We start from the raw sequence: 25,107 nt of genomic DNA, 5'->3' as shown, positions 1-25,107 counted from the left end.
CTCCAGCAGGATCGTGATTAAACTCAGCTTACCCATTTATCAGCTGAGCAAATTAACGGCCGTGCGGATCGCCAGCAGAACGGAGGTGATCAATCCAATGAACCCAAGGATTTTCATCCAGGCGGGGATGGCGTTCTCACCTTTCATATCAGCGCGGGTGGCCAGCCAGAGCATGGCGATGGCCAGCATCGGAATGCCCAGTACCGTCAGCGACTGAGCAAAGATGATCAGCCCTACCGGCTTTTGTCCCATGGTTTTTGTATAAATGGCAACAGCCATCCCCACCATGAGAGCGAATACGGTAAAAAGTTTGGGCCATTTCTGATCGATATATCCGCCGAGCCCAAAACCATCAGCCAGAATCGAACCGCCAATCATGGCGTTGACCAGGAACGAACTGAAGGCACCGGCAAAAATTCCCAGTGAGAAAATCACCATGGCCGATTTACCAAATCCGGGTTCAAGGCTAGTGGCGACATCCGAGACGGAGGTCAAAGTTTCAACGTCTGGATTCTGATACAGCACTTTGGCAGCAGTGATCAGTACCATTAACGTAATCAGTCCCAGCATACTAATACCAAGGGTCGAATCGATGAGTCCCTGTTTCAGGTTTGCCCGGGTCCAGCCTTTCTGACGTACCAGATAGGATTGATAAAAAGCTCCTGCGACGGAGAATGTGGTGGCATACATCGCGACGATAGGCGTCATGACTTCTTTCATACCGGCACCGTTGGCAGCCTGTTCGGGCAGGGACGGGATGAATCCTGCGATTGCTTTCAGCCAGTCCGGTTTGACTTGAAACAGATTGATGGCAAAAGCAATGATCATGATGGCGACCAGTAGCTTCATCAGTTTCTCAATCAGTCCATACAGGTGTTTGAAACCATAGAGTGCTAATATGATGAAGCCGTTCATAGCGATGATGATGGCGAGAGAGTAATCCCTGCCTTCTTGCATGAACGGCTCAACAGCAGCCAGGACGCCGAGGTTATTACTGAATTGAAAACAGGCGGCGATTAAGAACAGGATCACGCCTGTCGCTGCAGCAACAGGCCGACCGGCGCGTTCTGCCAGTTCATCGCAGATCGTGCCTTTGAGTTGAATCCCCAGTCGGGCTGAGAGCGCCGTCATGGCGATCATCATAATGACGGCAATGATCAGCACCCAGCTCATCTGGTAGGCGTAGGTGTGGCCGATTTTGGAAGCCGACAAAATACTACCCGGTCCGAGTACTACCGACGCCGTAATGATGGCGGGACCCAGACTGGCGAGAAGACGTTTGAAGAAACTGGTTGGCGGCTGGTCGTTCATGGATGATACACCGTATTTCTAAATATAAGTTAGTAATAGGCTGTATCTTAACCAAATCAAGGGTGGAAATTGAGGGTTCCACGAGGTTTTTTATTCAAAACGATCGTAAATCAATACTTCATCCAGTGATAACTGTCCTCCCCGTTCATTGGCGGGCCGAATTGGTTTTCCAACCACGACGAACATGGAAATCAGGAAATCCTCGGGGAGATTGATCAGCTCGGCAACTTTTTCGAAGTCGAAACCGTCCATCGGGCAGGTATCGTAGCCCATGTCTTTGGCGACGAGCATCATGGTTTGAGCAGCCATGCCACAGGATCGCTGTGCTTCATCGCGCTCCAGTTGTTCTTCGTTTTTATAAAATGACAAAATCATCGGTACCAGCGCCTGCTGTACCGGTTCTGGCGCATTCTGCCAGTAGCGCATGGGATCTTTCTGCCAGGACTTCATGTCAGCGCAGATCACAACCAGCAGGGAGGCATCGGTGACCTGGGCCTGATTCCAGGAGGCCTCCCTGATTTTCTGCCGCAGCTCCCGATCTTTGACCACGACAAATCGCCAGTGTTGAATATTAAAGGCGGTGGGAGAGAGCAGTGTGTAGGAGAGCAGTTGGTTGACTTCCTCGTCGGTCATCTGATGATCGGGATCGTATGATTTGACAGAACGTCTTGCTTCAATTGCTTTTAAGGTTTCCATTCTCATTCACTTATATCAATAAACACACAGAAAATATCAAACAGCGTCTGCTTCTATCATAGGCAGTCACCCCTATGAATAACACTGTTTCAGGGAAATCCAAATCAGGAAATCGGCTGTTTTCAGCGAATATCCTGACTGGGAAGCGGGAATCTTTCCGGTTCGAACATTGTCGCTGCCTGAAAATCCCCATATAGTTACCCCAGCGGGCAGCCGAACAGCAGACACGGATGATTATCACGAATGCCCTGCATCGGGTTCATCCTGCACAACGGACTTAAACACAGGATCAGTCATGTCCCAGCCAGAAACAGCCAAAGCCAAATCGACAGACAGCAGCTCAACGAAAGATCAGAAAAACCAGCGCGGCTCACTGGGGCGCATCTTTCTGGTGCTGGTCATCGGATTCTGTGTGTTGCTCTGGTTTGCTCCGCAGATCGTTTCGCGAACCTCGCTGAAAGATTCGATTCTGCCCCGCATTCTCAAAAATTATCCGGGTGAGATCCGCACGGGCGAAGTCACGCTCGGCTGGGGACAGCCGGTGACGTTTCAGAATGTGGCGTTGGAAGATTTTGAAGGCCGGGATGTGGTCCGCATCAATCAGATTCAAACGAAAAAAACGTTATGGGAACTGGCAAAAGACCGCAGGCGTGTCGGCGATGTGAATGTGGACGGCGTAACGACTTTGACGTATGTCAACGATCAGGGGCTCGCCAATCAGGATCTGCTGACGGCGATTATCAACAAAGGGACCAAAGAAAATCCCCAGGGAGATCCCGACGCGCAGGAAGAACCTGAAACCGGATCGCAGCAGTCACTGACGCTGCATCTGACGGGCCTCAACCTGAACGTGGTGAATGCCGCGGACGAGTCCACGCCTTATCTGACCGGCATGAATATTACCGTGACACGCCCCGAGTTGCGTACTGATCCGGTGATGGTCGAAGGCAACTGGAAAGAACCCGTGGCGGAAAATGCGAAGGTTAGAAATCCCGCAGAGATTGAATTCCTGGTCAGTGCGGTCAAGTCGGGCGAGCCTGAGGCATCACGAGCGGGATCAGTGAAATTCAAAACCCGTTTCTTTGATCTGAAACAGTTGATGCCGCTGGTCAGCGCATTGTCACCCGGTGCGTACCTGGATGGGATTTCCAATTCCGAGATGGAAGTGAAGTGGTCGGGAACGAAAGCAGCACCGCGGTTCGCCGTCAAAGGCAACTGGGAAGCGGCACCACTCGTATTTGGTGCGCCGGAGCTGCTGGGCAACGATGAAATCTCGACTGATTATGCGAAAGGCAACATCGACCTGATGGCAGCGGATGGTGTCTTGTATTTCAAAGAAGCCGGCGCCGAATCGCAGTTGGGTAAAGTCGCATTACAGGGGAAATTGAACTGGGACGATCTGAAGGATGAAAGCAATCAGGAAAAACTGGCAGGTCTGTTGAATTCCCAACTTAAAATGTCCGGTGATCTGGATCTGGCAGAAGCTGCTAAACAACTGCCGGAAACGATGCATCTGAAACCGGGTATGCAGATTACTTCGGGGACAGTCAACTTCGGAGTTTCCAACTTTGATCCGCAAGAACCGGAACAAAATCAGAACTCGACATGGGCCATCGACTTGAAAACGTCAGATCTGACAGGCCGCAACAACGGGCAGGAAATTCGCTGGCAGCAGCCGGTCTCTCTAATGATGCAGATTGTCAGGCAGCCTGATTCGTTTGAGATCCGTTCGCTGAAGTGTGAATCCGATTTCCTGAAAGTGACGGGAAGCGGGAATGCCAGCGATCTGAAGCTTCGACTGGAAGCAGATCTGGATCGGCTTTCACAGCGTCTGGACCAGTTCGTCGATCTACAGGCAGTCGCTTTGAAAGGCAAGATGCAAGGCGAAGTCGACTTTAATGTGACTGGAGAATCCTGGGAGACAAAGTCCTTTTTGAACTTCGATCACCTGCAGCTGGCCATGCCAGATCGACGGGGCTGGCAGGAACCGCAATTGGAATTGACTGTGGAAGGGGCAGGGAAAACGGATGAACGACAGATTCATGTGGAGCGGTTCATTGTGTCATTGATTGCCGGTGACGATGCGTTCCAGGCAAAACTGGAATCGCCGACCACCATTGATCGTGAACGTAAAGCGGAAGCCCCTCAGCAATTGTTGCCTTTCAAAATTCAACTGCAGGGCAAACTGGCTTCTTGGGGAGACAGGGTGCGGCCACTCGCGAAGCAGGATCTACAGTTGGCAGGAGATGTCAAGTTTGCCTCTTCGATTTCGATTGGCGATCAATATTTCGTACACGATAATACCACACTGGATCTGACGAACGTCCGCATTCAGACACCTGACATGTGGATCAGTGAGCCTCGCGCGGAATTGAAAACGTCGGGAAGCTGGGACGGGAAGCAGAAGACGCTCAAAGCATCGAAGCTGACCTACCGGGGCACCGCGGTCGCGGTCAATGGAGAAAAACTGGAAGTGCAACTTCCAAATGAAGAAGTTCACACGCCTTCGTTTGTGGGATCACTGTCGATGAACGGCGACCTGCATGCACTTTCGCTCTGGTTCCAGAATCCGGCAGAGACACCCGAGCAAAAATACTACGGGACGATTCAAGGACAGGCAAATGTGGTCGTGACCGAAACATCGCGACTGGCGAACTGGAGGGCGACGATTGCAGGTTTTGCGATTGAAGCACCCATACGCGAGCCGGTGGCTCCCGGGAAGAAAATCGTCCCCAGTCAGCGGAATCCCGGCTGGGCCATCAGCTGGCAGGAACCCGAAGTCCGCGTGGAAGGAGATACGCTGCAGGATCTGAAAGAGGACTCGCTCACGTTGAACCAGATGTCGATTCAATCGGAAATGCTGGACCTGACCGCGAAGGGGGAAATCAAAGAGCTGTCGACCCGTAAACAGGTCAGACTGGCGGGAGAAGTGACTTACGACTGGGAAAACCTGACTCCCCTGCTCCGCAGCAAACTGGGACCGGATGTCGAGATCGTCGGTCACGAGACTCGACCGTTCACTTTAAACGGACCTCTGGGCAGTACGGCGAACGATCAGGCGCGCGAAATGGTTCTGAATCCCCAGCCGCGTCCTTTGTATCCCGACACGCGACCACTGTTCGTGCCCACCGATCAATATAATGATCTAACTGGGGAAGCCGGGTTTGGCTGGGAAAAAGCGAATATCCGTGGATTGACCAGTGGTAAGACCAATATAGAGGCTACCATCAAAGATGGTCAGATTCATATTACACCCCTTGATCTGCAGGTAAGTGGGGGACGTCTGCGGATCGCGCCGATCGTGCGGCTGGATGTGAAGCCGGCGGCGCTGGTGTTTGAAAAAGGGGATGTGATTGATAACTTTCAGTTCACTCCCGAGATGACACGCAACTCGCTGAAATACGTCGCACCGATGCTGGCGAACAGCACGAATATTCAGGGGCAGTTTTCACTGAGCCAGGAATACGCGATCATTCCCATTGATCAACCGGAACTGGGGGAAGCAAAGGGGACGCTGCTCGTTAAATCTACTAAGGTCAAACCTGGTCCGCTGTTTGATGCGTTATCGGAAAAAATCAATCAGGTGCTGTCGATCGTGAATATCAACCGTACCAGCAGGCTGATCAGCTCGGATTCGGTATTCCTACAGGTGCAGAATCAGGCGTTGCATTATCATATGATTGATGGCCGGGTCTTTCATTCTCCGTTCGAAGTTCAGATGAAAGGGGTTACGATTCGCACGACGGGTTCTGTCGGCCTGGATGAATCTCTGGACCTGATCGCGGAAGTCGGGTTTACCAATCTCATTTCTGAAGATAGTGACAAGCCGTTTGTGAAAGCACTCATCAGCAAGCCGCTGCGACTGCCGATTGGCGGGACCTTGAAGAAACCCAAGGTCGACATGAGCCAGGTAGGTAACTACGCTAAGCAGATGGGGGTCAACGCGCTCGACGCCGTGCTGGGCAGTGGCGTGGGGTCGCAGATTCAAAGCCTGTTCCCCGAGCGGACGCCTGAAGAGATGGAGCGGATTCAGAAGGAACGCGAAGAGCGTCGCAAAGAACGTGAGGAACGCCGCGAACAGAAACGCCTGGAAAAACTTAAACGCAAACAGGGACTGTAATTGAATATTGAATAGCGTGAATCCGTAGTCTGGTGCTTTGATGCAGGTATTTGAAGTAGTCGTCAGTTCTGTATTTGTCACAGGAATTGAAATGGCATGACAGCCGGACAGATGAAAATCGTAAAGTCAGGTGTGCTGTTGCTGGTGATGCTGATCGCCGTCGCGCTGGTTTATCTCTATGTCAGCGTGATTGAGTTGACTCTGGCGCAGGATCACATCCGCCAGGCGTTTGGGAAAGGGATAGCCGCCTGTATCTTTCTGACTGCCGGCGGTACTGCTTTGCGCTACCCGCTGTCTGGTCTGCTGGCTGGAATTCTGGTTTGCTATTTCTACGCTCTGGGATATGTCGTCCTCTGGGTGGGAATTCCTTTGGAATGGCTTTTTTGATCGTGCTTTAAAAAGGTACCATTTTTTTCCGATTCCTGTTATCGTGCTTTCTCTGTGAACAGGGTTGTTCTGGAACACGTCCTACTGACAAGAGACAGGATGCAGGAATGGTAGAAGGCGGCGAGAATCATCATATCGAACTGAAGACGGCGATGTGGATCTATCTGATGGCGCTGGTGATTGGCGTGGGGGTCGGTACGCTGGGTTCGGCCTTTCATTACTGTCTTGATAAAGTGATCGGTATCTATGCCGAGATCGCTGCACTGTTTTCCGGATCTGGCTCCCTGTTGATACTGGTAGCGTCGATCGTGGGAGCGGCGATGGTGGCAGGAGCCGCGATCCTCGTGCGAAAATATGCGCCGGAGACTGCAGGTAGTGGCATTCAGGAAATTGAAGGCGTGATGGGTGAGTTAATGACGCTCCGCTGGCGGAGTGTGCTACCTGTAAAATTCTTAGGCGGCGTGCTGTCAATGGGAGCAGGACTGGTGCTCGGCCGAGAAGGTCCGACGATTCACCTGGGCGGTTGTGTCGGACAGATCGTGGGTGAAAAAACGCAGGCGGATAAACACACGTTGAATACGTTCCTGGCTGCGGGCGCGACCGCGGGACTGAGTGTCGCCTTCAGTGCGCCGCTGGGCGCGATTCTGTTTATGATCGAAGAAGTCAGGCCGCGATTTCGATACAGCTTTGTCGCGCTGCATGCGGTGATCATTGCCAGTATCACGGCGAACCTGATCAACGATCAGGTGTTTGGCACGCTGCCTCAGTTGCCGGTTCAATTGCAGGCATCTTTACCCACTTTTCAGCCGACGAGCAATCTGCTGCTGACTCTGTCGTTGAACCTGCTGCTGGGCGCGTTGATTGGCGTACTGGGAGCGGGTTTTAATTCGGTGATGTTAAAGTCCCTGCGGATCTCTGATGGATTGAGCGGCCGTACAATGCTGATCATCGCGGCGTCGGTGGGTGCTGTGGTCGGCGCGCTGATGATTATCTCACCGGAATACGCGGGCGGTGGCGAAGCGCTGGTGAAAGAAATATTCGTGGAGTCCCCGCTGCTCGGCTTTTTGCTGGCTTTGCTGGTCGTGCGGGCAACGCTGACATTTCTGAGTTATTCGATCGGCGTGCCCGGCGGTATCTTCGCACCGATGTTGGCGCTGGGCGCATTGATTGGCACGAGCTTCGGTTATGTGGTGCATGAGCTCGCACCGCAAGCAGAACTGCAGGAGGCGACATTTGCTGTCGCCGCAATGGGTGCCCTGTTTGCAGCGACTGTGCGGGCACCCCTCACGGGGATCGTGCTGGTCGCGGAGATGACGGACAGCTTCGAACTGCTGCCGGCAATGATCGTGACCTGCATGACCGCCAGCATCGTCGCCCAGTCTCTGGGGAGTCGCCCGATCTATGATCTGCTACTGGAGCGAACGTTGGAACGCAGAGGGTTGAATGCGGAACCGGTAAACGGTTCCTGATAACAATACCTCTCAGGTACAGTCGGAAATAGTAAATAAAAAATTCAGTATTTCAAATCGACAAAAACCAAAGCCATGCAAGAAATAACCACAGTTGAACTTCTGGAAGAAGTGAAATCTCTCCGTCAACGTGTCGCTGAGCTGGAACTGCAGCAGGCAGAGACAAATCCTAATAGAGAATATGATCTGGCACATCAGTATTTTAATCTGGCTGGTGAGATGATTATTGCGATCGGCACGGATGAGACGATCTCGCTGGTCAATCAGCAAGGCAGTCTACTGCTGGAAGCAGAGGAATCTGAGATCATTGGCAAGAACTGGTTTGATCATTTTCTGCCGGACGCGAATCGGGAAGAAGTGCGCGCTCTGTTCAGGAAGCTGATCCAGGGTGATCTCATGCCAGTGGAGTACTTTGAGAATGAAGTTCAAACAGCGTGTGGAAAATTGAAGTCGATCGCGTGGCACAATTCACTACTGAGAGATGGTTCGGACCGCATCATCGGGACTTTGAGCGTGGGTGTGGATATCACCGCGCGGAAGGCGACAGAACAACTACTGCGCGAGAACGATCAGATGTTTCGCCAGATCTCGGAAAATATTAATGAACTGTTCTGGGTCTGCAGTCCCGACTGGAGAGAAGTCAACTATGTGAATCATATGTACGAGGTGATCTGGGGACGCTCCTGCCAGAGCCTGTATGAGGATCCCCGGTCCTGCCTGGATTCAATCCATCCGGACGATCGGGAATTCGTTGAACGCGAGATTAAGGAAAAATCCAGTAACAGTCTGAATGATCCTGAATTTCCCCGATTCAGGATCATTCACAGCGATGGCAGTGTGCGCTGGATTCAGGCACGCGCCTTTCCTGTTTGTGATGAAAATAATCAGATAACCCGCATTGTCGGTATCGGCGAAGACATTACCAGACGCAAACAGGAGGAGGATGCCGTCAATCAGACGAATCAGGAACTGGAGCGATGTGTCCAGGAACGAACCCAAGAACTTGACAGGCGGACTGTGCAATTAAAAGCCATGTTCATTGCGATACCTGATGTTGTTCTGGTGCTCAGCCGTAATGGGGAAATAGTTAATTTTAACAGCCGCAGCAAGATGGATTATTTCCTGTCTCCCGAGTCGAGGCGTGGCAGCAAAATAGGAGATGTGCTGCCTGATGACGTGGGTAGACAGATCAGGTTGCTCATCAACCGGGTCTATGATACCAGGCAGATTGAAACGTTCGATTATAGTCGGGTCAATCGGGGAAAGGAGAACTGGTATCGTGCCCGTGTGCTACCTTATCTGCCGGATGAAATTCTGATGATGATTGAACAGATTAACAATCAAAAAATCGCGGAAATGGATTTAAAGGTCCTGCATGAAAAACTCTCTGAAGCTCAGAGACTGGCTCATATCGGGAGCTGGGAATGGAATATTCAGGATGACACACTCTGGTGGTCGGATGAAGTCTATCGTATCTTTGGAGTGACCAAATCAAATTTTATTCTGAAGAATGATTTCTTTCTGCAGACGATTCATCCCGATGATCGTCAACTGGTAGAGCAAATGATTGCTCAAACATTGAATTACGATATACCATACAGCACCGAACATCGCATCCTGCGGCCTGATGGGGAAATCCGCCATGTGCATGAGCGCGCTGTGCTGAAAAAGAATGACGCAGGCGAAAATCTATACATGTACGGTACTGTCCAGGACCTTACTGAAAGATATGAAACAGCCCGGGTAGCTCAGGAATACCGGGATATTCTGGCACATGCTTCCCGTCTGGCTGTCATGGGTGAATTGACGGCAGGCATTTCCCATGAGCTTAATCAGCCACTCACCGCGATTGCAAATTATACGGCGGCCATAAATCATCAGTTAGAACAGGGGCGAGATGTGACCGACCTTGTTAATAAAATCCAGAAGCTGTCACTTCGTTCCGGCGAGATTGTGCGGAAACTGAAATCACTGGCTGAAAAACGCACGCAGCAGGCGATCCAATTTAATGTTCAGGAAAGTATTCGAAGTACTTTGGAGTTAATTCAATACGAACTGCGACATCGACAGATCGAAGTGAAAATCGACAGCGTAACGAGATTTATGGTAGTCTATGCTGATCGCGTACAGATCGAGCAGGTATTGGCCAATTTATTTATCAACGCCCTTGAAGCAATGACAGAATCACCTTTTCCCAGAACGTTAACGATCAACGTATCGCCTGCGGAAGAGTCCATGATCCTGGTCGCAATCGCGGATACGGGAAATGGTGTTGCGGCAGATTTCGTCGATCATCTGTTTACGCCGTTCACCACGAACAAGAAGAATGGACTGGGCATCGGTCTGTCTTTAAGTCGCTCGCTGGTTGAAGCAGCCGGAGGGCGAATCTGTTACAGCTCAAATTCAGCACGCGGTGCCTGCTTTCATCTGTTTTTACCCACCCGCCAGAGTTTGCAGTAGACGGGTTCAATCGCCTGTACCTGGCGACATTCGGTTTTAAAACACTGGAATGAACCGACCTTCGGATAGTTTAAAGGGACGGCCGGTACGATCCTGGATTTCGGTTTCGGGGTTGATGCCGAAGCGGATGAAGATGGTGGCTGCCAGATCCGCCGGCGTCACAGGATGCGAATGGGGATAGACGCCGAGAGAATCGCTGGCACCGTATGTGGTGCCTTGTCGAACGCCGCCACCGGCCAGCACCACACTGTAGCAGTTGGGCCAATGGTCGCGGCCACCATTGACGTTGACGCGGGGCGTGCGACCGAATTCTCCCATGGCGATGACGAGTGTCGAATTCAGCAGGCCGCGCTGAGCCAGATCATTTATAAACGTCGCAAAGCCCTGATCGAACGGCGCCAGCAGTTCGCGATGCCTTGGAAACAGACTGGAATGGCTGTCCCAGTTCACGGTCTGACCGTTTCGGACTCCGTCGTGCACGTTGATGAACCGGACCCCTGATTCCACGAGTCGACGCGCCAGCAGCAGGCTTTGCCCCAGCTTATGGCGGCCGTACTGTTCGCGGACGGACGTCGGTTCACGTTCGATACGAAAGGCGCTCTGCACGGTGTCATTCTGCAATAGTTCGAATGCACGGCGCTGGTAACTTTCCAGGTCGACGTTTTCCACTTGCAGCTGATCCAATGATTTCAATAACGTGCGACGATCCTGCAGACGTGGTTCGCTGACGGCGGGCGGGCGCTGCAGGTTCTGAACCCGAAACTGGTCTGTATTGGGATCGGCGTTGATTTGAAACGGATCGTGGCTGCCTCCCAGGAAGCCGGAATTCTGTCCGGGTAGATCGACGACGTTATGCATCACATGCGGCAGCGCGACATTGATCAGCGGGTTCCCGGTTCTGGGGAGCGCACCATGGGCCGTTGCATAACTGATGGCGGCAGCAACGTTGGGGAAATCCCCCAGTCGATTTTCGCCGAGCACCTCGTTATTGCTGGAGGGAGTCTTTCCGACCAGCGCCTGGTACATTGCGGAATTGTGATTGGTCAGATCGTGGTGCATTGAGCGGATGACCGTCAGCTTATGCATGATCTGGGCGCAAGCGGTAAGGTGTTCGCAATTGATCAGTCCGGGTACACTGGTTTTGATGGGGCGATACTCGCCGCGCACTTCGGAGGAGGCGTCGGGCTTCATGTCCCAGGTGTCGATCTGACTGGGACCGCCGTAGAGCATCAATAACACACAGGAGCGGATCGGCGTGTGTGGTGCGTTTTTGCTGGCGGAGAGACGACGTTGATTCAACGCGGCGGCAATCGCGGCGTAGCCCGCTGTTTGCAGAAAGCAGCGGCGTGAAAAAGTGGGTTCCACAATGCCGGGTATTTCGAGCACGATACCGGTTCTCCACTGGAGTTCGATGAACTGCAAAGTAAAATGGGATTGTACCAATCAGGGTTTCAGTACTTCAAACATTTTCTGGGATTGGGAAGCATCATGAATCCGAGTGTGCGGAATAAAAAGCGACAAACCGTACTGTTGCTGATTCTGTTGATGAGCGGAATCGGTTTGGCCATCACGGGTTACCGTTGGTATACCTGGCCGGAACGCACCTGGAATGAGTTTACGCTGGCATTGGCCAACAGGGATATTGCCGCTGCCAATCGCTTGTGTGATGTGGATTCTCTGAAGGTGGGCATCAACTCGTTTGGCGAACTTTGTCTTTATATTCGGAATGAACCGGGGGCAGGATCTGTCTATTTTCCCTTAGACAGTATCTATCGATATGATATGAAAGGGTTTCGAAATCAGAACGGCCCCCTCCCTGAAAACTTATGGCAGATTCTCAATGGAAAAGTGCCACTCACCGCTCACGGTGTGATCTGGTATGGTTCTCTGCATTTTCGAAGAGGAAAAATCAGGTTCCATTCTGATATCAAATAAGAGTCAGATCTAAATGAATTATGAATGGTTTGATTTGCATCCTGAGAAAAACAGGTTGGCCTTACTGTTTTTGAAACAGGTAGAGACCGTAGCCCAGGGTAGCGCGGCCCCACTGCAGGTAAGCCTGGATCCACTCGCGGCGATGTTGTAGCTTTTCCTGGAGTCCCTGATCGTCTGGTTGTTCCCGGGCTTTTCGTTCGACGATTCGCTGATAGCGCCATTCGAAGTCATCCCATTCTTGTTCGTTACTGGTCCAGGCGGCCAGTGGAATCAGGCCCAGTTGTTGTCCCATGGCGACATTCGCGGCGTGCGTCATTTCATCAGGAATGGCTTCGCCTAACAACGCGCGATATTCCGGACCTGCCGGCTGCTTCAGATAACCATCGGCGATGAGCAGCAGACCGCCAGGCTGTACCAGTGGAATCATCCGCTCAATTGCATTGCGGTAAGCATCGCTGCCAGACGCGAACGCATGCGTCGCACCCAGACACAAGGCGAGAGCATATTCATTCTGCTTAAAGGGAAACGCTCCCCCGTCGGCTTCGATGAACTCGATTTGGGAAACTGGGATACGGCCTCGCATACGACGGCGGGCTTCGTCAATGTGTTCGCGAGAGAGATCGATTCCCGTACCCGTAATCTGATATCGTTCAGAGAGGCGAATCAGGACTTCACCACAACCACAGCCGATATCCAGTATCCTCAGACCCGTGTTTAATTCCAGCACAGCAAGAATTTCGGTCATGCGGGATTCACTCACCGGGGCATTCCATAGCAGTTCGATCATCTGGAACAATTCCTGTCATTGTGATTTCAAGTGAACGGATTAGGACTTAAGTGTTTTTGACAAGCACAGTTCAGGCGATGGAACTGCTGTTTCTCAGACACCGCATCTCAAGAGAAGTTCACGGGAGCCTGTTTCATTTTTTCCAGTACGATAAAAAGATCCTTTCCTGTCACCGGAGAATCGCCTATAAACAAAGTATCAGGTCTATCGTTTTCTTTCTTGAATCAGGCAAGCCATGCGACACGGCTCGAATCTCAATCCACCCAATCGTTTCGAGTCGACGTACTCAGAACCGGATCTGGAACAGCTGGAGTGGGATGAGGAATACCTCTCCCAGCCTCGGCGGATGGAGTACATCGACGACAATTCCAAATCGATCGTGACCGAGAACGATTCCCCCGACCTCAATTTTCGCTATAGTGTGAATCCCTATCGGGGTTGTGCACATGGCTGCAGTTACTGTTATGCGCGGCCCTTTCATGAATATCTGGGATATAATGCCGGCCTCGACTTTGAAACGAAAATCATGGTCAAGCATGACGCTGCAAAACTGTTTCGCGACTTTCTGAGCCGCAGCGACTGGCAGCCGGAACTGATCGCGTTTTCCGGCATCACCGATTGCTATCAACCCGCCGAACGCGAATTCCAGTTGACGCGACAGTGTCTGGAAGTGGCATCCGAAGCCAATCAGCCGATCGGCATCGTCACGAAAAATGCACTGGTTGTGCGGGATTTGGAGCTGTTGACCTCGATGGCCCGGCGGTCGCTGGTGCACGTGAGCCTGTCGATTACCACACTCGACCCGCAACTGGCGCGTGAAATGGAGCCGCGGACGAGTATCCCGGCGGCGCGGCTGCGGGCGATTCGCGAACTGTCGGCGGCGGGTGTGCCGACGAAGGTGATGGTCTCGCCTATCATTCCAGGCTTAAACGATCACGAAGTACCGGAGATTCTGAAAGCAGCGAAAGAGGCGGGTGCGATGTCGGCGAGTTACATCATGCTGCGTCTGCCTTTGACGGTGAAACCGGTGTTTGAGGAATGGCTGGAACGAACACAGCCCGCGCGGAAGGAACGGGTGTTGAGCCGCATCCGCCAGACGCGGGACGGCAAGCTGAACAACTCGGAATTCGGCAGCCGCCAGCGGGGCACCGGGGAAATCGCCGAGCAGATCGGCAGCCTGTTCAACGTCTTCTGTGGTAAACTGGAACTGGCTCGACGCTTACCGGCTTTAGATTACGAACAGTTCAAACCGCCTGTTACAGGTAAGGGCCAGCAGTGGCTGTTTTAAGGGAATCGATTTTTTACAATCGGAATACGAAATGACACAAACCGAACCGAATCAGAAATGCGTGAGCCGCTTGCGCTGGGTCTGGCGGGGTGTCGGTTTGCTGGTCGTTGGTGGGGTGGTCTGGTTTGTGGTGTCGACAGTGCAGCAGTGGCGGACGATTGAGCATCTGAAAACAGAATATGGTATGACGATTTATTCTGAACCCGGAGTTTTGATCAGCAGGCTGCCCGCGTCCTGGCAGGATCAAATTCAGTTCTATGCGGCAGATGCCTTTGACCTTGCATTGAATGATGTCATCTTTGTCAATGGCACTGGAAAGGAGATTGGTGATGAGGAACTGGCCACGATTGGTCAGTTTAAAAATCTGAAAGCACTCTATCTGTTTGACACCTCGATTACGGATGAGGGGCTGGCTCATATTGAAAATATGCGGAAACTGGAACGTCTCGGATTGAGCGGGACCTCACTCAGTGATCGCGGTTTGCTGCACCTGAGCGAGATGGCGAAACTGAATGAACTTCACCTGGGTGGAACAGAGATCACTGATACTGGATTGCGCCGGCTGAATCATCTGTCAGAATTACAGGTGATTGATTTGCGGGAAACCGCTGTCAGTGATACAGGGCTGGCCAGTTTGAATGGATTTTCGAAACTGAAGTATCTTGACCTGAGCCATACACGCGTCAGTGATGCCGGGTTGAAACACCTGAAAGGCCTCACAAAACTGCAATTCTTACAGTATGAGGGAACACAGATCACGGAAGCCGGTATCAATGATCTCCGCCAGTCGCTACCGGATTTGTCTGATTAGACTGTGTCCAGTTTGCTGACACAAACTGACAGATGGCACACGGAGACCTGTCTTAAGTCCACTCTTTTATTTTTTAAACCAGAGTCGCATCAGGGCAGTGATGGCCTGAGGGCGTTCCAGGGGGGACATGTGGCCGCACTCTTCGATGATGGTGAATTGGGCGGCGGGGATCTGATCGGCGATGAATTCCAGTTCTGCACTGGGAAAGGTATTGTCTTCACGAGCGTGGACGACCAGCGTCGGGCAGGATATCTTTGGCAGCAGATCTTCAGTGGCGTAGTCATCGATCATGGCCTGTACCTGGTGTTCATAGCTGGCGGGAGAAAAGCCTTTCAACATTTTCTGAATGGGCTGCACGAGTTCATCGTCTTCCAGGCGACCCGGAAAAATGATGTTCGGCAGGTTGGCATCCAGTGTTTCGCCGAGCATCCCCTGCTGCAGGTTCTCTTTAAACTGTTCAAGCAGGCCGACGTGCTCCGGATTGTGTCTGGCATACGTGTTGAGCAGCATCAGTTTCGAGACCCGCTCGGGCGCTGTCGCGGCGACCGCCTGGGCCAGCCAGCCGCCGAAGGAATGTCCCGCCAGATGGAATCGCTCGGGTGCCTGGCTGAGCAGGGTTTCGACTAATTCGGCTCTACGTTTTGCCTGGTCCATCACGAGGATCTGCAAGTCCAGCAGATCTCCCAGGTGTTGCGTCTGATGCTGCCAGGTGACTTCAGTACTTCCCAGCCCGGGAATCAAGATCAGGGTTTCTTTCATGGGTACTCTCTAACGGTTTATCAGGAGTGTCAGTGGTCGAGTATCAATTCGATCGGAAAATAATCGTGTGATTCAAAGCGGGGTTGATTATAACTATAGGGAGCTGATTCAATACGTGAAAGCTTGAGCGAGAGCATTTTTAACAGACTGCTGTTGAGCGAGCCGACAGGGACATCCCATGTACGGGAGCGAGATTATGAACCAATCGAAACCAATTCACAAACCTCATAGTCACCTGCGCCGGGTGTCGGGGAAGGGTATCGTTCGTGGTTGGCTTTGTATCTCGTGATGGCAATTCAGAATGCGCGTACGATACGGCGACTGCAAAAGATGTTACGTGTTCAGATTGTGGCTCAGGCTGGCTTTCTGATCTCTTTGCTGTCCGTTTTCCTGCAAGCGAGTTTTGAATCTGTATTTGTAGCGTTTTTTGAATGTCGGGTAATCTGGTCGTATCTTGAGGAAACATCCCAACTCAGAGAAAAAAGGGTGATACCGGATGCACATCCGGTACGAGCGCAGCGAGCAGGAGGTCACAGTTTCACTGATCAATCCAGAGAACTGCAGACAGTCAACAGTATGATACAAGAGGCGAATCCATGTATTCGCCCGCGGTATCGATGTACTTTGCATTACGGTCATGCAACGTTTTTTTATGGTCCCGTCCAGAGTACGAAACCAGTTCGAATTTCATAAGGCGGGCGAACAGGTTGACATTGTTATTCTGAATTGTGCGATTGCCCTGTCAGTTTCCTGTTGTCTGCGACAACCCCGAATTGCATTCGGGGCCACCCCGGGTTGTTACTTCTCTCCTAAACGATGCTTTCGTGCCGGTTCGTGATTTTCGTGGTTCAAATAAATGTTCTGAACCAGTCAGTTAAATCACAGGCTCACTCGATCACGGTCGGACGAGCCGTGGTACATGGTGACTAATTAACTGTAGGATCTTCAAAAGAAAGCTGTGAGCCAACTGATATTTCCGCCAGATTGACGTCTTTAAAAAAAATGCTGGTTGCTTTGAGATGATCTTTCGCTTCAGAAATAATTAATTTGAAAGAATGTCCTTCTGGAGTCGTTATTTGTACTTGCTTGCCATTTAAATGTAGTGGTTCGGTATGCAGTCGCTGATCTAGAACAACAACCAGGCCGGGTGCATGTGCTGTGGGATACTCGTTTTTAATTTCGAAGGCATCCCGGACTTGATACATTTTCTGTGGTTGAAATGACTGGTGCATCGATCACATTTCAGTTTGCCTGCTGGTCGAGGATCTCTTTGATTTCGCCCATCATTTCTTTGGATCTTGTATTGACCGTGTGCATGGCGCGGTTGACTTTGGACTGGGCCAGTTCGGGTTTGGCGTCGATCTTTAACAGGGCGCGGGTGAACTGGTCGGCCGGGTCGGCGTCGATGTCGAACAGCCATTCTGACAGGCCGATGTCGCGGAACATCCAGCGTTTGAGGCCGTGACGCGGGCTGGCCAGGTGCATGGTGGGGGTGCCCATCGCCAGAGAGATAATGCAGGAGTGGGGTTCCATCGAGACGACGGCGATGGCCTGGGCATAAGTCGAAGCGGCTTCGTCGACGTTCCAGAAGGGATCGCGATTCACGACGTAGGGTTTCACGTCTGCAGGCAGTTTGTCGAGGATCATTTTCTGCGCGTGCACGATTTCTTTATCGACTTCGGGAGCCAGCAGAACTTTCTTGCCGGTCTTACGGACCCAGTCGGTGATGACTTCGCGGAGTTTCTTCGTCCAGAGTTCGTTCTGGGCGAGGTCCTCTTTGCTGGGGTTAGCGGGATTCATCGACGTGCTCTTTTTTGCACCAATTTTGGGGGTGTTGCTGCGGAGGGTGACGGTGATGAATTCTTTGGGTTTCAGGTCGTGGGCTTTGAGCCAGGCGCTGGCTTTGGCATCATCGCGGACATCAATGCCGAAACAGCCGTCAGGACCGAAGGCGAGGGACGGCGAAGTGACGCCGATCTTGCGCAGGTAGTAGAAGGATTCAACATCGCGAGTATAGATGGCGGCGGCGCGGGAGAGCAGTTCGCTCATTTTCGCTTCGTCTTCCGGAGCAAAGCCGTCGAAGGATTGGCCGTAAAGGACGAGAGGTTTCTTTGTGACAGTGCAGGCTTCGATGATGTAGTTTGGTGGTGGCCAGAACTGGTTGAAGTGCATGCCCGAGTTGTAGAGGAACAGGTCGGCTTCGTCAAAGGCTTGCTGGAATTCCGGGTTGTTGGCTTTGCCGCGGGCGTTGAGTTTACCCTGTACGATCTGAACTTTGGGGAATCGTTTCTGAAGCATCGCGGTGACTTCGTCTGTGGTTCGATGCAGCCAGAGATAGACTTTAACGTCGGGCAGGTATTCTTCGAGGTAACGCAGTGTACCAGGCGTATGGCCGATGTCGCCGATGTTGACGGTCTGCCAGCCGGATCGCATCAGAATCGTTTTCTGTTTGGGTTTGGCGGCCTGTGAAAAAGAACAGACAAATAGAGGCAAGAGTGCTACCAGCAAGAGCAGGGAACGACGATTGAGCAGACGGGGATGGTTCACAGAGGAGGTTCCTTGGGGTGGGACGGTATTTTGGTTCAGATTGATTGTTTCATGTTTGATTTATCTTAGCTGTCCTGGAGGGCAGTGAAAAATGAAATTGAATTATTTAAGTTTGTTTTTTTGAGGTTTCTGCTGCAGAACGATCATAACCGGGTGGGAAATGTTTAGCTGCGCGTGCCTGTGACCGGCGCGTATGATGGTGGGATTCGAGTCAGCAGAATTTTTGTCACAGGGAGGTTTCGTGATGGCGTTCCATAGGAAAGGCAGACAGTTTCCGGTTATGTCAAGAGATCGTGCAGCACTGCACCAGGTGGTAATGCGGTGCCTGTATGGCGATCTGTATCCAAACAGGACCGATACCAGGACGATCCTGTTGTGGTCCGTTGCGATCCTGTGGTGTTGTGTGTTGACCCGCAGCGAAAAAAGTCACATTTGTGTCAGTCGTTTTCAAAGAGTGCCTGAAACGAGCGGTTTTTATAGTGCTGGTCTTTTCACAGGAGTAAGAAGAGCAGTGAATGTAAAGTGGACACGCGCGCGACACAGGTACGTAGAATCGCGATCGGCGCGGCGGGGTCAAGGGCAATTCTATTCACCAGTCGGTGAGAGATATGCAGTGGAAAACTCGACTGTGAATCGAGAAACAGAATCAAGTGATGTCGTATTTTTTGAGTTTGCTGTAGTAGGTGCTGCGTGGCATGCCGAGCAGGCGGGCGGCCTGGGCTTTGTTGCCATCGCATTCCGCGAGTGCCAGCTTGAGTTGTTCCGGTTCGGTGAGTCGCTGGTCAACCTGATTCTGCGAGCCGGGAAAGGTAATGACTTCGACATCGGAGAGTGGGATGCGGCGCGCGGCATCAGAGCGAACCGTTTTGGTTTCGAAGACGCGGGCCGGCAGCCGTTTTTTCGGTTCAAGCAGATCCGCGGGCAGGTCTTTCAGCGTGATGACCTGAGACTCGGCAAGAACGACAGCGCGCTCGATGACGTTTTCCAACTGGCGAATGTTACCAGGCCAGGGAGCACGTTCGAGAACTTCGATGGCATCGGAATCAATGTGGGAAATGCGTTTGCCCAGACGATGCGCGGTGCGTTTGAGGAAGTAGAAGGCGAGTTCGAAAATGTCTTCGCGACGTTCGCGCAGTGGGGGCAGAGTGATACTGATAACGTTGAGGCGGTAGTACAAATCTTCGCGGAACAGACCTTCGGTGATGCGCTGTTCGAGATTCTGGTGGGTAGCGGTAATGAGCCGCACATCGACGTGCAGGGTTTCGGATCCGCCAACACGTTCGAAAGCCCGTTCCTGCAGTACCCGCAGGAGTTTGACCTGGGTATCGAGCGAGATGTCACCAATTTCATCAAGGAACAGGGTGCCCCCGTTGGCCAGTTCGAAACGACCGACGCGGTCTTCGTGGGCACCGGTGAAGGCGCCTTTGACATGACCGAAGAGCTCGCTTTCGAGCAGACTGGGAGAAAGGGCGGCGCAGTTGACGCGGACCAGCGGTTTTTCGTGACGGGAACTGTTTTCATGAACAGCCTGGGCCAGGAGTTCTTTCCCGGTTCCGCTTTCTCCACGAATGAGTACTGTGGATTCGGAGTTCGCGACTTTGCGGACCGTTTCCATCACCGAGCGGATCGCGGGGCTGTTTCCCTTGATCAGGCCTCGTTGGACATCGAGGGCAGGGGTTGTGCGTTCGGCGATTTCCTGCGAGTTGGTAAGCTCGGACTGCAAGACGGAGACGAGTCGGCGCTGGTCGTCGATTTTTTCGACCTTGATTCTCATTTCTTCATTAAGGCGGCGGAGGTCCTGGTGGATTTTAGTACTGTGCAGGGCGATGCTGGTAATCTGGCCCATGGCGTTCAGGAAGGTGAGGTCTTCGGCAGAGTAGGCGCTGCCTGTGGAGCGTTGCCCCAGGGCGACGAAGCCGGCAAATTCCCCGTCGAGTTCGAGGTTGTAGATGAAGTCGAAGCCGAGCAGACGCAGCAGTTGTTGCGCGGGAGAGGCTTCTTTCAGGAGACCTGTCGCGACGCGCTGGAATGCGAGTTCACCTTCGAGGACTTCCAGCAGATCGGGACCACAGGGGACGGCCGAGGGGGCATTTTCAATATGAAAGCCGGTCAGCAGATCGAACTGAGTGCGTTCTGGATTGAGCAGATAAATGGCGGCGCTTTTGACCTGGAGCACTTCGCGGCAGGAGGTGAGCATGCGATCGGCGATAGAACGCTGGTCACCCAGGCGGCCGACGGCCCGGTTCATACGTTTGAGCGCTTTATCGAGCTGGTACTTCTGGCGGAAGAAGCGACGGTCGATGAGGCGCTGGATGCGATCGCGCGACCAGAGCAGCAGCGAGATGGCGAACAGCATCACCAGGAAGACAGAGGCTGCCTGATTGGCGCTGGGAGCGCGGTTTAACTGGGTTCCCAGCAGTGAGCCGAGCGAAATCACTGTAGCATAGAGAATCGAAATGCCGGCACTGACAACGTAAAACAGCATGCCACGGCTGATGATCTGATCGATGAGCATCAGCCGGTAGCGAATAATCCCCACGACGAACGCCGCCATGAAAGAGACGCTGGCGAGGAACATGGGAATCCCGGCACCGCCGAGCGCGAACTGGGTGCGGTCGAATTCTGCGATGTAGAGCGAGTAGCCAACAGGGATCGTAGAGATGAGTCCGGCCAGCGCGATCCATTTCAACTGATTGCGTTCGTAGGGGTTCTGGCTTTTAAAGTAACCATAAAACAGAGCGACGAGTGTCGCGAGGTAGTACAGGCCGGCGACTGTGATATAGGCATAAACAGCCCAGCGCAGGACATAGATGGTCTGAAACACGAGCGGGGAATATTCGAGGCCGACGAGATCACGGGGGTCTTCACCAATATGAGAGGTCACGCGAAGGTACGTCAGGCAGGCCAGTATTAATAGTGTGGTCGCGACGGGAATCGAATATACGACTCGCAGCAGTCCTACCGGATATTGAACCAGTGTCGGAATCGCCCGCGGGTAAGTGATGAAGAAGTGCAGCGTGATAGCCGGGATGAGGACAGCAGCGATCACGAAGGGGATATTCAGCATCAGCGAGCCGGCAATGATCCACCAGTTGTACCCACCAATAAAGGCTACGAGAGTGATGATGCCCATGACGAAGAAGATACGAGTTGTTCGATCGAAGGGGCGCATCCAGTAGGCGAAAGCACCGATGGCGAGGATCACCAGTTCCAGTGAGAACCAGAGGAGTGAGATCGCCACGTCTCCGGAGGGGATGGACTGGATTTGAATCCAGGCGGTTTTCATCGTGTATGTAACCGAACTGGTTTCGCTCGTGTCCCTGCTGTAATATTCGATCTTAATGAAACGACCGCTGTTCTGGATTTCCACCATGGAGGGGACATCATGTTCGGTCGGATCGGCTTTGGGTTGCAGTTGTCCGCCGGGAGGCAGATCCATATTGCGTAGTTTACTGAGGACCTGTGAGAAATCGAGAAACGTACGAATCGGATATTCGCCGATCCTGGTGAGAACATCTCCATTTTTGGGAGCAGAAAAGGCACCCCCGGTTTTGATATCGGGAGTGGCTTTGATTTCGATTCCTGCCAGGCTGGGGCCATCTGTCTGGGGTAAAGCCTCTACGCTATCCAACATGGCGCGAATGCGGAGATCGGGGCTGGTGGTGACAAAACCGAGCACGATCACACTATAAACAATGGCGAGGATTCCACAGGTGAAAAGAATCGCGCGTTCTCTGATCCCTTGTTTTTTCATAATTCAAGATCCCCCCGCGTTGCCAGTTACGTTTGAAATCAATCGACATTGATGCGTCGAACATGTGTTTAGCGCCGAAAATGCGGCGCCGATGGTATGTCGACTTCAACAATAGATCATTTCGGCGCCGAAAATTCAAGTGGTAGTGTTGAAATCAGCGAAGACAGGGTGGATACAAATGTATAATCTGGCAAAAAGATCGTCCGATATGCTTTAAAATAGGTAAAAAATACCAATAATGGACAAAGAATTGGAAAATATCTCCGTTGAGGTTAAATATAAGTGGAGTTGGCATGATCAATGCATATATCTTATTACAGAGAGTTGAGAGGAATCAGGAAACGGAGTTACTGACTCTTTCACGAGTCCCTGATATCGATCAGCTTTCTGACCCAGCCTGGCCCTTAAGAAGGAATCTGGTCTGGACGGAACATTATCCAGAAGGTCCCCCTGATTTGCGAGTTCTGACCCAGCACGCTCATCAGTTTCTGTGAAGTGAAATAAACTACGCTTTATCCGTCCACAATTCACCGCCTTCTTAAGGGCTTTCTTTATGCGCGGAACGCAGTGTTGTTCGTTCTGATGGCGTGACTTTCTCAAGGACAGAAAAATTAACTGATGTGACCGTAATAGAGATTGGTGTCGTATTTAAAATCGACCTTGCCGTCCACCTGATGCTGCTTAAAAATGTGCTGAACGCGTGCCAGGATTTCTATATATCCGGGCTGGCCGACGTTGGGAGCATACGAAGAAGAGAGCAGCCGCCCTGTGAGAGATTCCAGATCGAAGGATTGTTGACTGGGGAGTGAGGCGGTTTTAACAGGATGTGGATGAAAGAACCGGGTGAAATCTTCGGATGAAATATTCGTATGATTGACCTGAGTGTAATCGGTCGCGAACTCGAGGAGCATTTGTTCGTAATCGATCAGAAAGGGAGTTGTGTTGGTCTGCCGTTCATTCCAGATCAGGACGACCCAACCGGACGGTTTGATAATCCTTTGAAATTCCTGCCTGGCGCGTTCGCGATCAAACCAATGAAATGCCTGACCGGCGATGACGAAATCGAAGGAGTCGGCAGGGAGATGCGTTTTTTCCGCAGTTGCGTCGATGCTGTGAAAGTGATTGTATTCTTCCAGAAACATTTCGGCAGCGTGTCGCATTTCCTGATTGGGCTCTACTCCATATACGGTATTGTGATGATCGAGAAACAGTCTGCTGGAGATTCCTGTTCCCGAACCGATGTCGGCGATCAGGGAATCTGGAGTCAAGCCGCAACTTGTTTTCAGAAGCTCAAGGACCTCAAGCGGGTAGCCAGGGCGATATTTTACGTAGTTGTCCACGCGGTCTGAGAAACGTGATGTCGAGTTCTTCATCGCTGGGGTCCTGTTCCGGGATTGTAATCACGGGGAGTAATGAGCCGCGGATTGCTTCGTTTTGCCCTTATATATAGTGAGACGTCTCGATCAGAGACTGGTTGCTCTGACTTTTTTGATTTCAGGGGGTTCTTTATCAAAGGCCCAGTAGTTCTGACCGGCAAAGTCTCTGTGCAGGAGCCAGTTTCTCTCCGCTGCGGGGCTGTTCTGTTTTATGAGGGCAAACAGATCGCTGAGAACGGCTCGGTTACTTCCATAATAGGAATGACTCATGAAGCTGGTATCGACGGATGAGACATCGATGGTTTCGATGCCTTCCAGGATCAGTGGTTCCCGAGAATCGCCGGCGCGGCGTTCCTGATTGACGGCTTTAGAAGCGACGAGGGCGATATCTCCTGATCCGGAGTAAAGTGTGACGCGCCGGGCTTGCGCGATGATGGAAGGTGCCAGAGTTTTAAACTCAGAAACGCCGACATCGGGAGCCGCTAGAATAATATTCTGGAACGGTTTCGTCTTTTCAAAATGTTGTGGCAGTCGATTGAGGGCCCGCATCACAACACGATTGCCCATGCTGTGTACCATGATGTTGATTTTTGTTCCCGGCGGAACGGAGTTTACTAATGCTTCCAGAAAGTGGGCCATCGGTTCCACGCTGGAATTGGCGACCTGACCGTCGAGCAGATATTTCTCAACCCCTCCCTGGGAAGGCCAACTGTAGCAGACGATGGCTCCGTTGAAGGGGAGATCATTGGCGATCTGTGCAGCCCGTGTGACGGCACTGGGGAAGCTCACGTTGAATCCATGGACGAAGACCAACACATCTTTTTGAGGTGCCCGTTTCAGCAGCAGATTCAGGTCGGCAAAAAAAGGCGCTTCTTCTGCAGGGGTTAATGAGCTGATTTCCACCTGCCCTTCCGGATCGGGAGACCCCTGCCAGAGAGTTTGAATTACTTTCGATTTCAGATCGCTGTGATTTTTTCTGGAGATATGCACCTGACTGGAACCGTATGCCACTTCCGAGCCAAACTCATTCGCATAGCCTGTTTCGCCCGACGGACTTTTCTGTTGCAGGCGATTTGTGGCGTAAAGAATTTTCCAGTCAGTGCCTGCTTCAGATTGCTCTGCAGCGATCGGGTCTTTGAGAGAATCGACGTATGATTCGACCAGTTGTTGTGACAATGCCCCGGTCACTTTTCCTGTATAGATCAGATCCATCTTGGATCTCATTGTCTGGCAAGAGAGACAGAAGCAGGCGCAAAGCGAGAGCAGTACCCAATGGCGAATGGGGGTGACATTCATTTCGGAGGTCTCCGAAGGGCTGAGTTCAGATTAGATAGAGAAGTGTCGCCGTCTGATTCGACTGAAACACCAGGTGAGAAATTACTTGAGATGAGGATTTGAGAGAGGCGG

The 25,107-nt window shown here is 52.1% G+C and carries 17 protein-coding genes; 7 read left to right on the top strand and 10 right to left on the bottom strand.

Going from position 1 to position 25,107, the window contains the following annotated elements; all coding sequences use genetic code 11:
• Positions 1–39 precede the first annotated feature (39 nt).
• On the bottom strand, positions 40–1,311 hold the full coding sequence (locus Pan161_RS29840; RefSeq protein WP_145232358.1) for an Nramp family divalent metal transporter: 1,272 nt from the start codon (positions 1,309–1,311) through the stop codon (positions 40–42).
• Positions 1,312–1,401: 90 nt separating this feature from the next.
• Positions 1,402–2,007, bottom strand: a complete 606-nt coding sequence (locus Pan161_RS29835) for a nitroreductase family protein (RefSeq protein WP_145232357.1) — start codon at positions 2,005–2,007, stop codon at positions 1,402–1,404.
• A gap of 295 nt (positions 2,008–2,302) precedes the next feature.
• Here Pan161_RS29835 and Pan161_RS29830 point away from each other — a divergent pair, with 295 nt between their 5' ends.
• The 4 genes from Pan161_RS29830 to Pan161_RS29815 all read left to right on the top strand — a co-directional run bounded on the left by Pan161_RS29830 (position 2,303) and on the right by Pan161_RS29815 (position 10,443).
• A complete protein-coding gene (locus tag Pan161_RS29830) occupies positions 2,303–6,127 on the top strand; it encodes an AsmA family protein (protein WP_145232356.1) in 3,825 nt (1,274 codons plus the stop codon).
• Between the two features lie 96 nt (positions 6,128–6,223).
• Positions 6,224–6,514 carry a hypothetical protein gene (locus Pan161_RS29825; protein WP_145232355.1) on the top strand — a complete coding sequence of 97 codons (291 nt, stop codon included), beginning with the start codon at positions 6,224–6,226 and terminating at the stop codon, positions 6,512–6,514.
• Positions 6,515–6,621: 107 nt separating this feature from the next.
• Positions 6,622–7,983 carry a H(+)/Cl(-) exchange transporter ClcA gene (gene clcA / locus Pan161_RS29820; protein ID WP_145232354.1) on the top strand — a complete coding sequence of 454 codons (1,362 nt, stop codon included), beginning with the start codon at positions 6,622–6,624 and terminating at the stop codon, positions 7,981–7,983.
• Positions 7,984–8,058: 75 nt separating this feature from the next.
• Positions 8,059–10,443: a PAS domain S-box protein gene (locus Pan161_RS29815; protein ID WP_145232353.1), complete on the top strand. Its 2,385-nt coding sequence runs from the start codon at positions 8,059–8,061 to the stop codon at positions 10,441–10,443.
• Between the two features lie 36 nt (positions 10,444–10,479).
• Here Pan161_RS29815 and Pan161_RS29810 read toward each other — a convergent pair whose 3' ends face one another.
• Positions 10,480–11,886 carry a DUF1501 domain-containing protein gene (locus tag Pan161_RS29810; RefSeq protein ID WP_145232352.1) on the bottom strand — a complete coding sequence of 469 codons (1,407 nt, stop codon included), beginning with the start codon at positions 11,884–11,886 and terminating at the stop codon, positions 10,480–10,482.
• 45 nt (positions 11,887–11,931) lie between these two features.
• Here Pan161_RS29810 and Pan161_RS29805 point away from each other — a divergent pair, with 45 nt between their 5' ends.
• Positions 11,932–12,378, top strand: coding sequence for a hypothetical protein (locus Pan161_RS29805; RefSeq protein WP_145232351.1), 447 nt, complete (start codon positions 11,932–11,934; stop codon positions 12,376–12,378).
• A gap of 61 nt (positions 12,379–12,439) precedes the next feature.
• Here the strand turns inward: Pan161_RS29805 and Pan161_RS29800 are convergent, their stop codons facing one another.
• Complete coding sequence (locus Pan161_RS29800) at positions 12,440–13,165, bottom strand: SAM-dependent methyltransferase (protein ID WP_145232350.1); 726 nt, start codon at positions 13,163–13,165, stop codon at positions 12,440–12,442.
• A gap of 235 nt (positions 13,166–13,400) precedes the next feature.
• Between Pan161_RS29800 and Pan161_RS29795 the strand changes: the two genes are divergently transcribed.
• Together Pan161_RS29795 and Pan161_RS29790 are read left to right on the top strand one after the other, a co-directional pair.
• On the top strand, positions 13,401–14,453 hold the full coding sequence (locus tag Pan161_RS29795; RefSeq protein WP_145232349.1) for a PA0069 family radical SAM protein: 1,053 nt from the start codon (positions 13,401–13,403) through the stop codon (positions 14,451–14,453).
• Positions 14,454–14,484: 31 nt separating this feature from the next.
• The gene (locus Pan161_RS29790) at positions 14,485–15,264 is read left to right on the top strand and encodes a leucine-rich repeat domain-containing protein (RefSeq protein ID WP_145232348.1); all 780 of its coding nucleotides are present in this window, start codon (positions 14,485–14,487) and stop codon (positions 15,262–15,264) included.
• Positions 15,265–15,330: 66 nt separating this feature from the next.
• Here the strand turns inward: Pan161_RS29790 and Pan161_RS29785 are convergent, their stop codons facing one another.
• The 6 genes from Pan161_RS29785 to Pan161_RS29760 all read right to left on the bottom strand — a co-directional run bounded on the left by Pan161_RS29785 (position 15,331) and on the right by Pan161_RS29760 (position 24,912).
• Positions 15,331–16,023, bottom strand: coding sequence for an alpha/beta fold hydrolase (locus Pan161_RS29785; protein WP_145232347.1), 693 nt, complete (start codon positions 16,021–16,023; stop codon positions 15,331–15,333).
• Positions 16,024–16,949: 926 nt separating this feature from the next.
• Positions 16,950–17,255: a hypothetical protein gene (locus Pan161_RS29780; protein ID WP_145232346.1), complete on the bottom strand. Its 306-nt coding sequence runs from the start codon at positions 17,253–17,255 to the stop codon at positions 16,950–16,952.
• 10 nt (positions 17,256–17,265) lie between these two features.
• Positions 17,266–18,570, bottom strand: a complete 1,305-nt coding sequence (locus Pan161_RS29775) for a polysaccharide pyruvyl transferase family protein (protein WP_145232345.1) — start codon at positions 18,568–18,570, stop codon at positions 17,266–17,268.
• Between the two features lie 646 nt (positions 18,571–19,216).
• A complete protein-coding gene (locus Pan161_RS30835) occupies positions 19,217–22,324 on the bottom strand; it encodes a sigma 54-interacting transcriptional regulator (protein ID WP_197995595.1) in 3,108 nt (1,035 codons plus the stop codon).
• Between the two features lie 611 nt (positions 22,325–22,935).
• Positions 22,936–23,697 (bottom strand): class I SAM-dependent methyltransferase, encoded by a 762-nt coding sequence (locus Pan161_RS29765; RefSeq protein WP_145232344.1) that lies wholly within the window; start codon positions 23,695–23,697, stop codon positions 22,936–22,938.
• 90 nt (positions 23,698–23,787) lie between these two features.
• Positions 23,788–24,912, bottom strand: coding sequence for an alpha/beta hydrolase (locus tag Pan161_RS29760; protein WP_197995594.1), 1,125 nt, complete (start codon positions 24,910–24,912; stop codon positions 23,788–23,790).
• Positions 24,913–25,107: the final 195 nt, after the last annotated feature.

Origin of the sequence: Gimesia algae (genome assembly GCF_007746795.1) — a bacterium.
In the GTDB taxonomy this organism is placed as follows: Bacteria; Planctomycetota; Planctomycetia; order Planctomycetales; family Planctomycetaceae; genus Gimesia; species Gimesia algae.
This window is presented reverse-complemented; position numbering and strand designations above follow the sequence as displayed.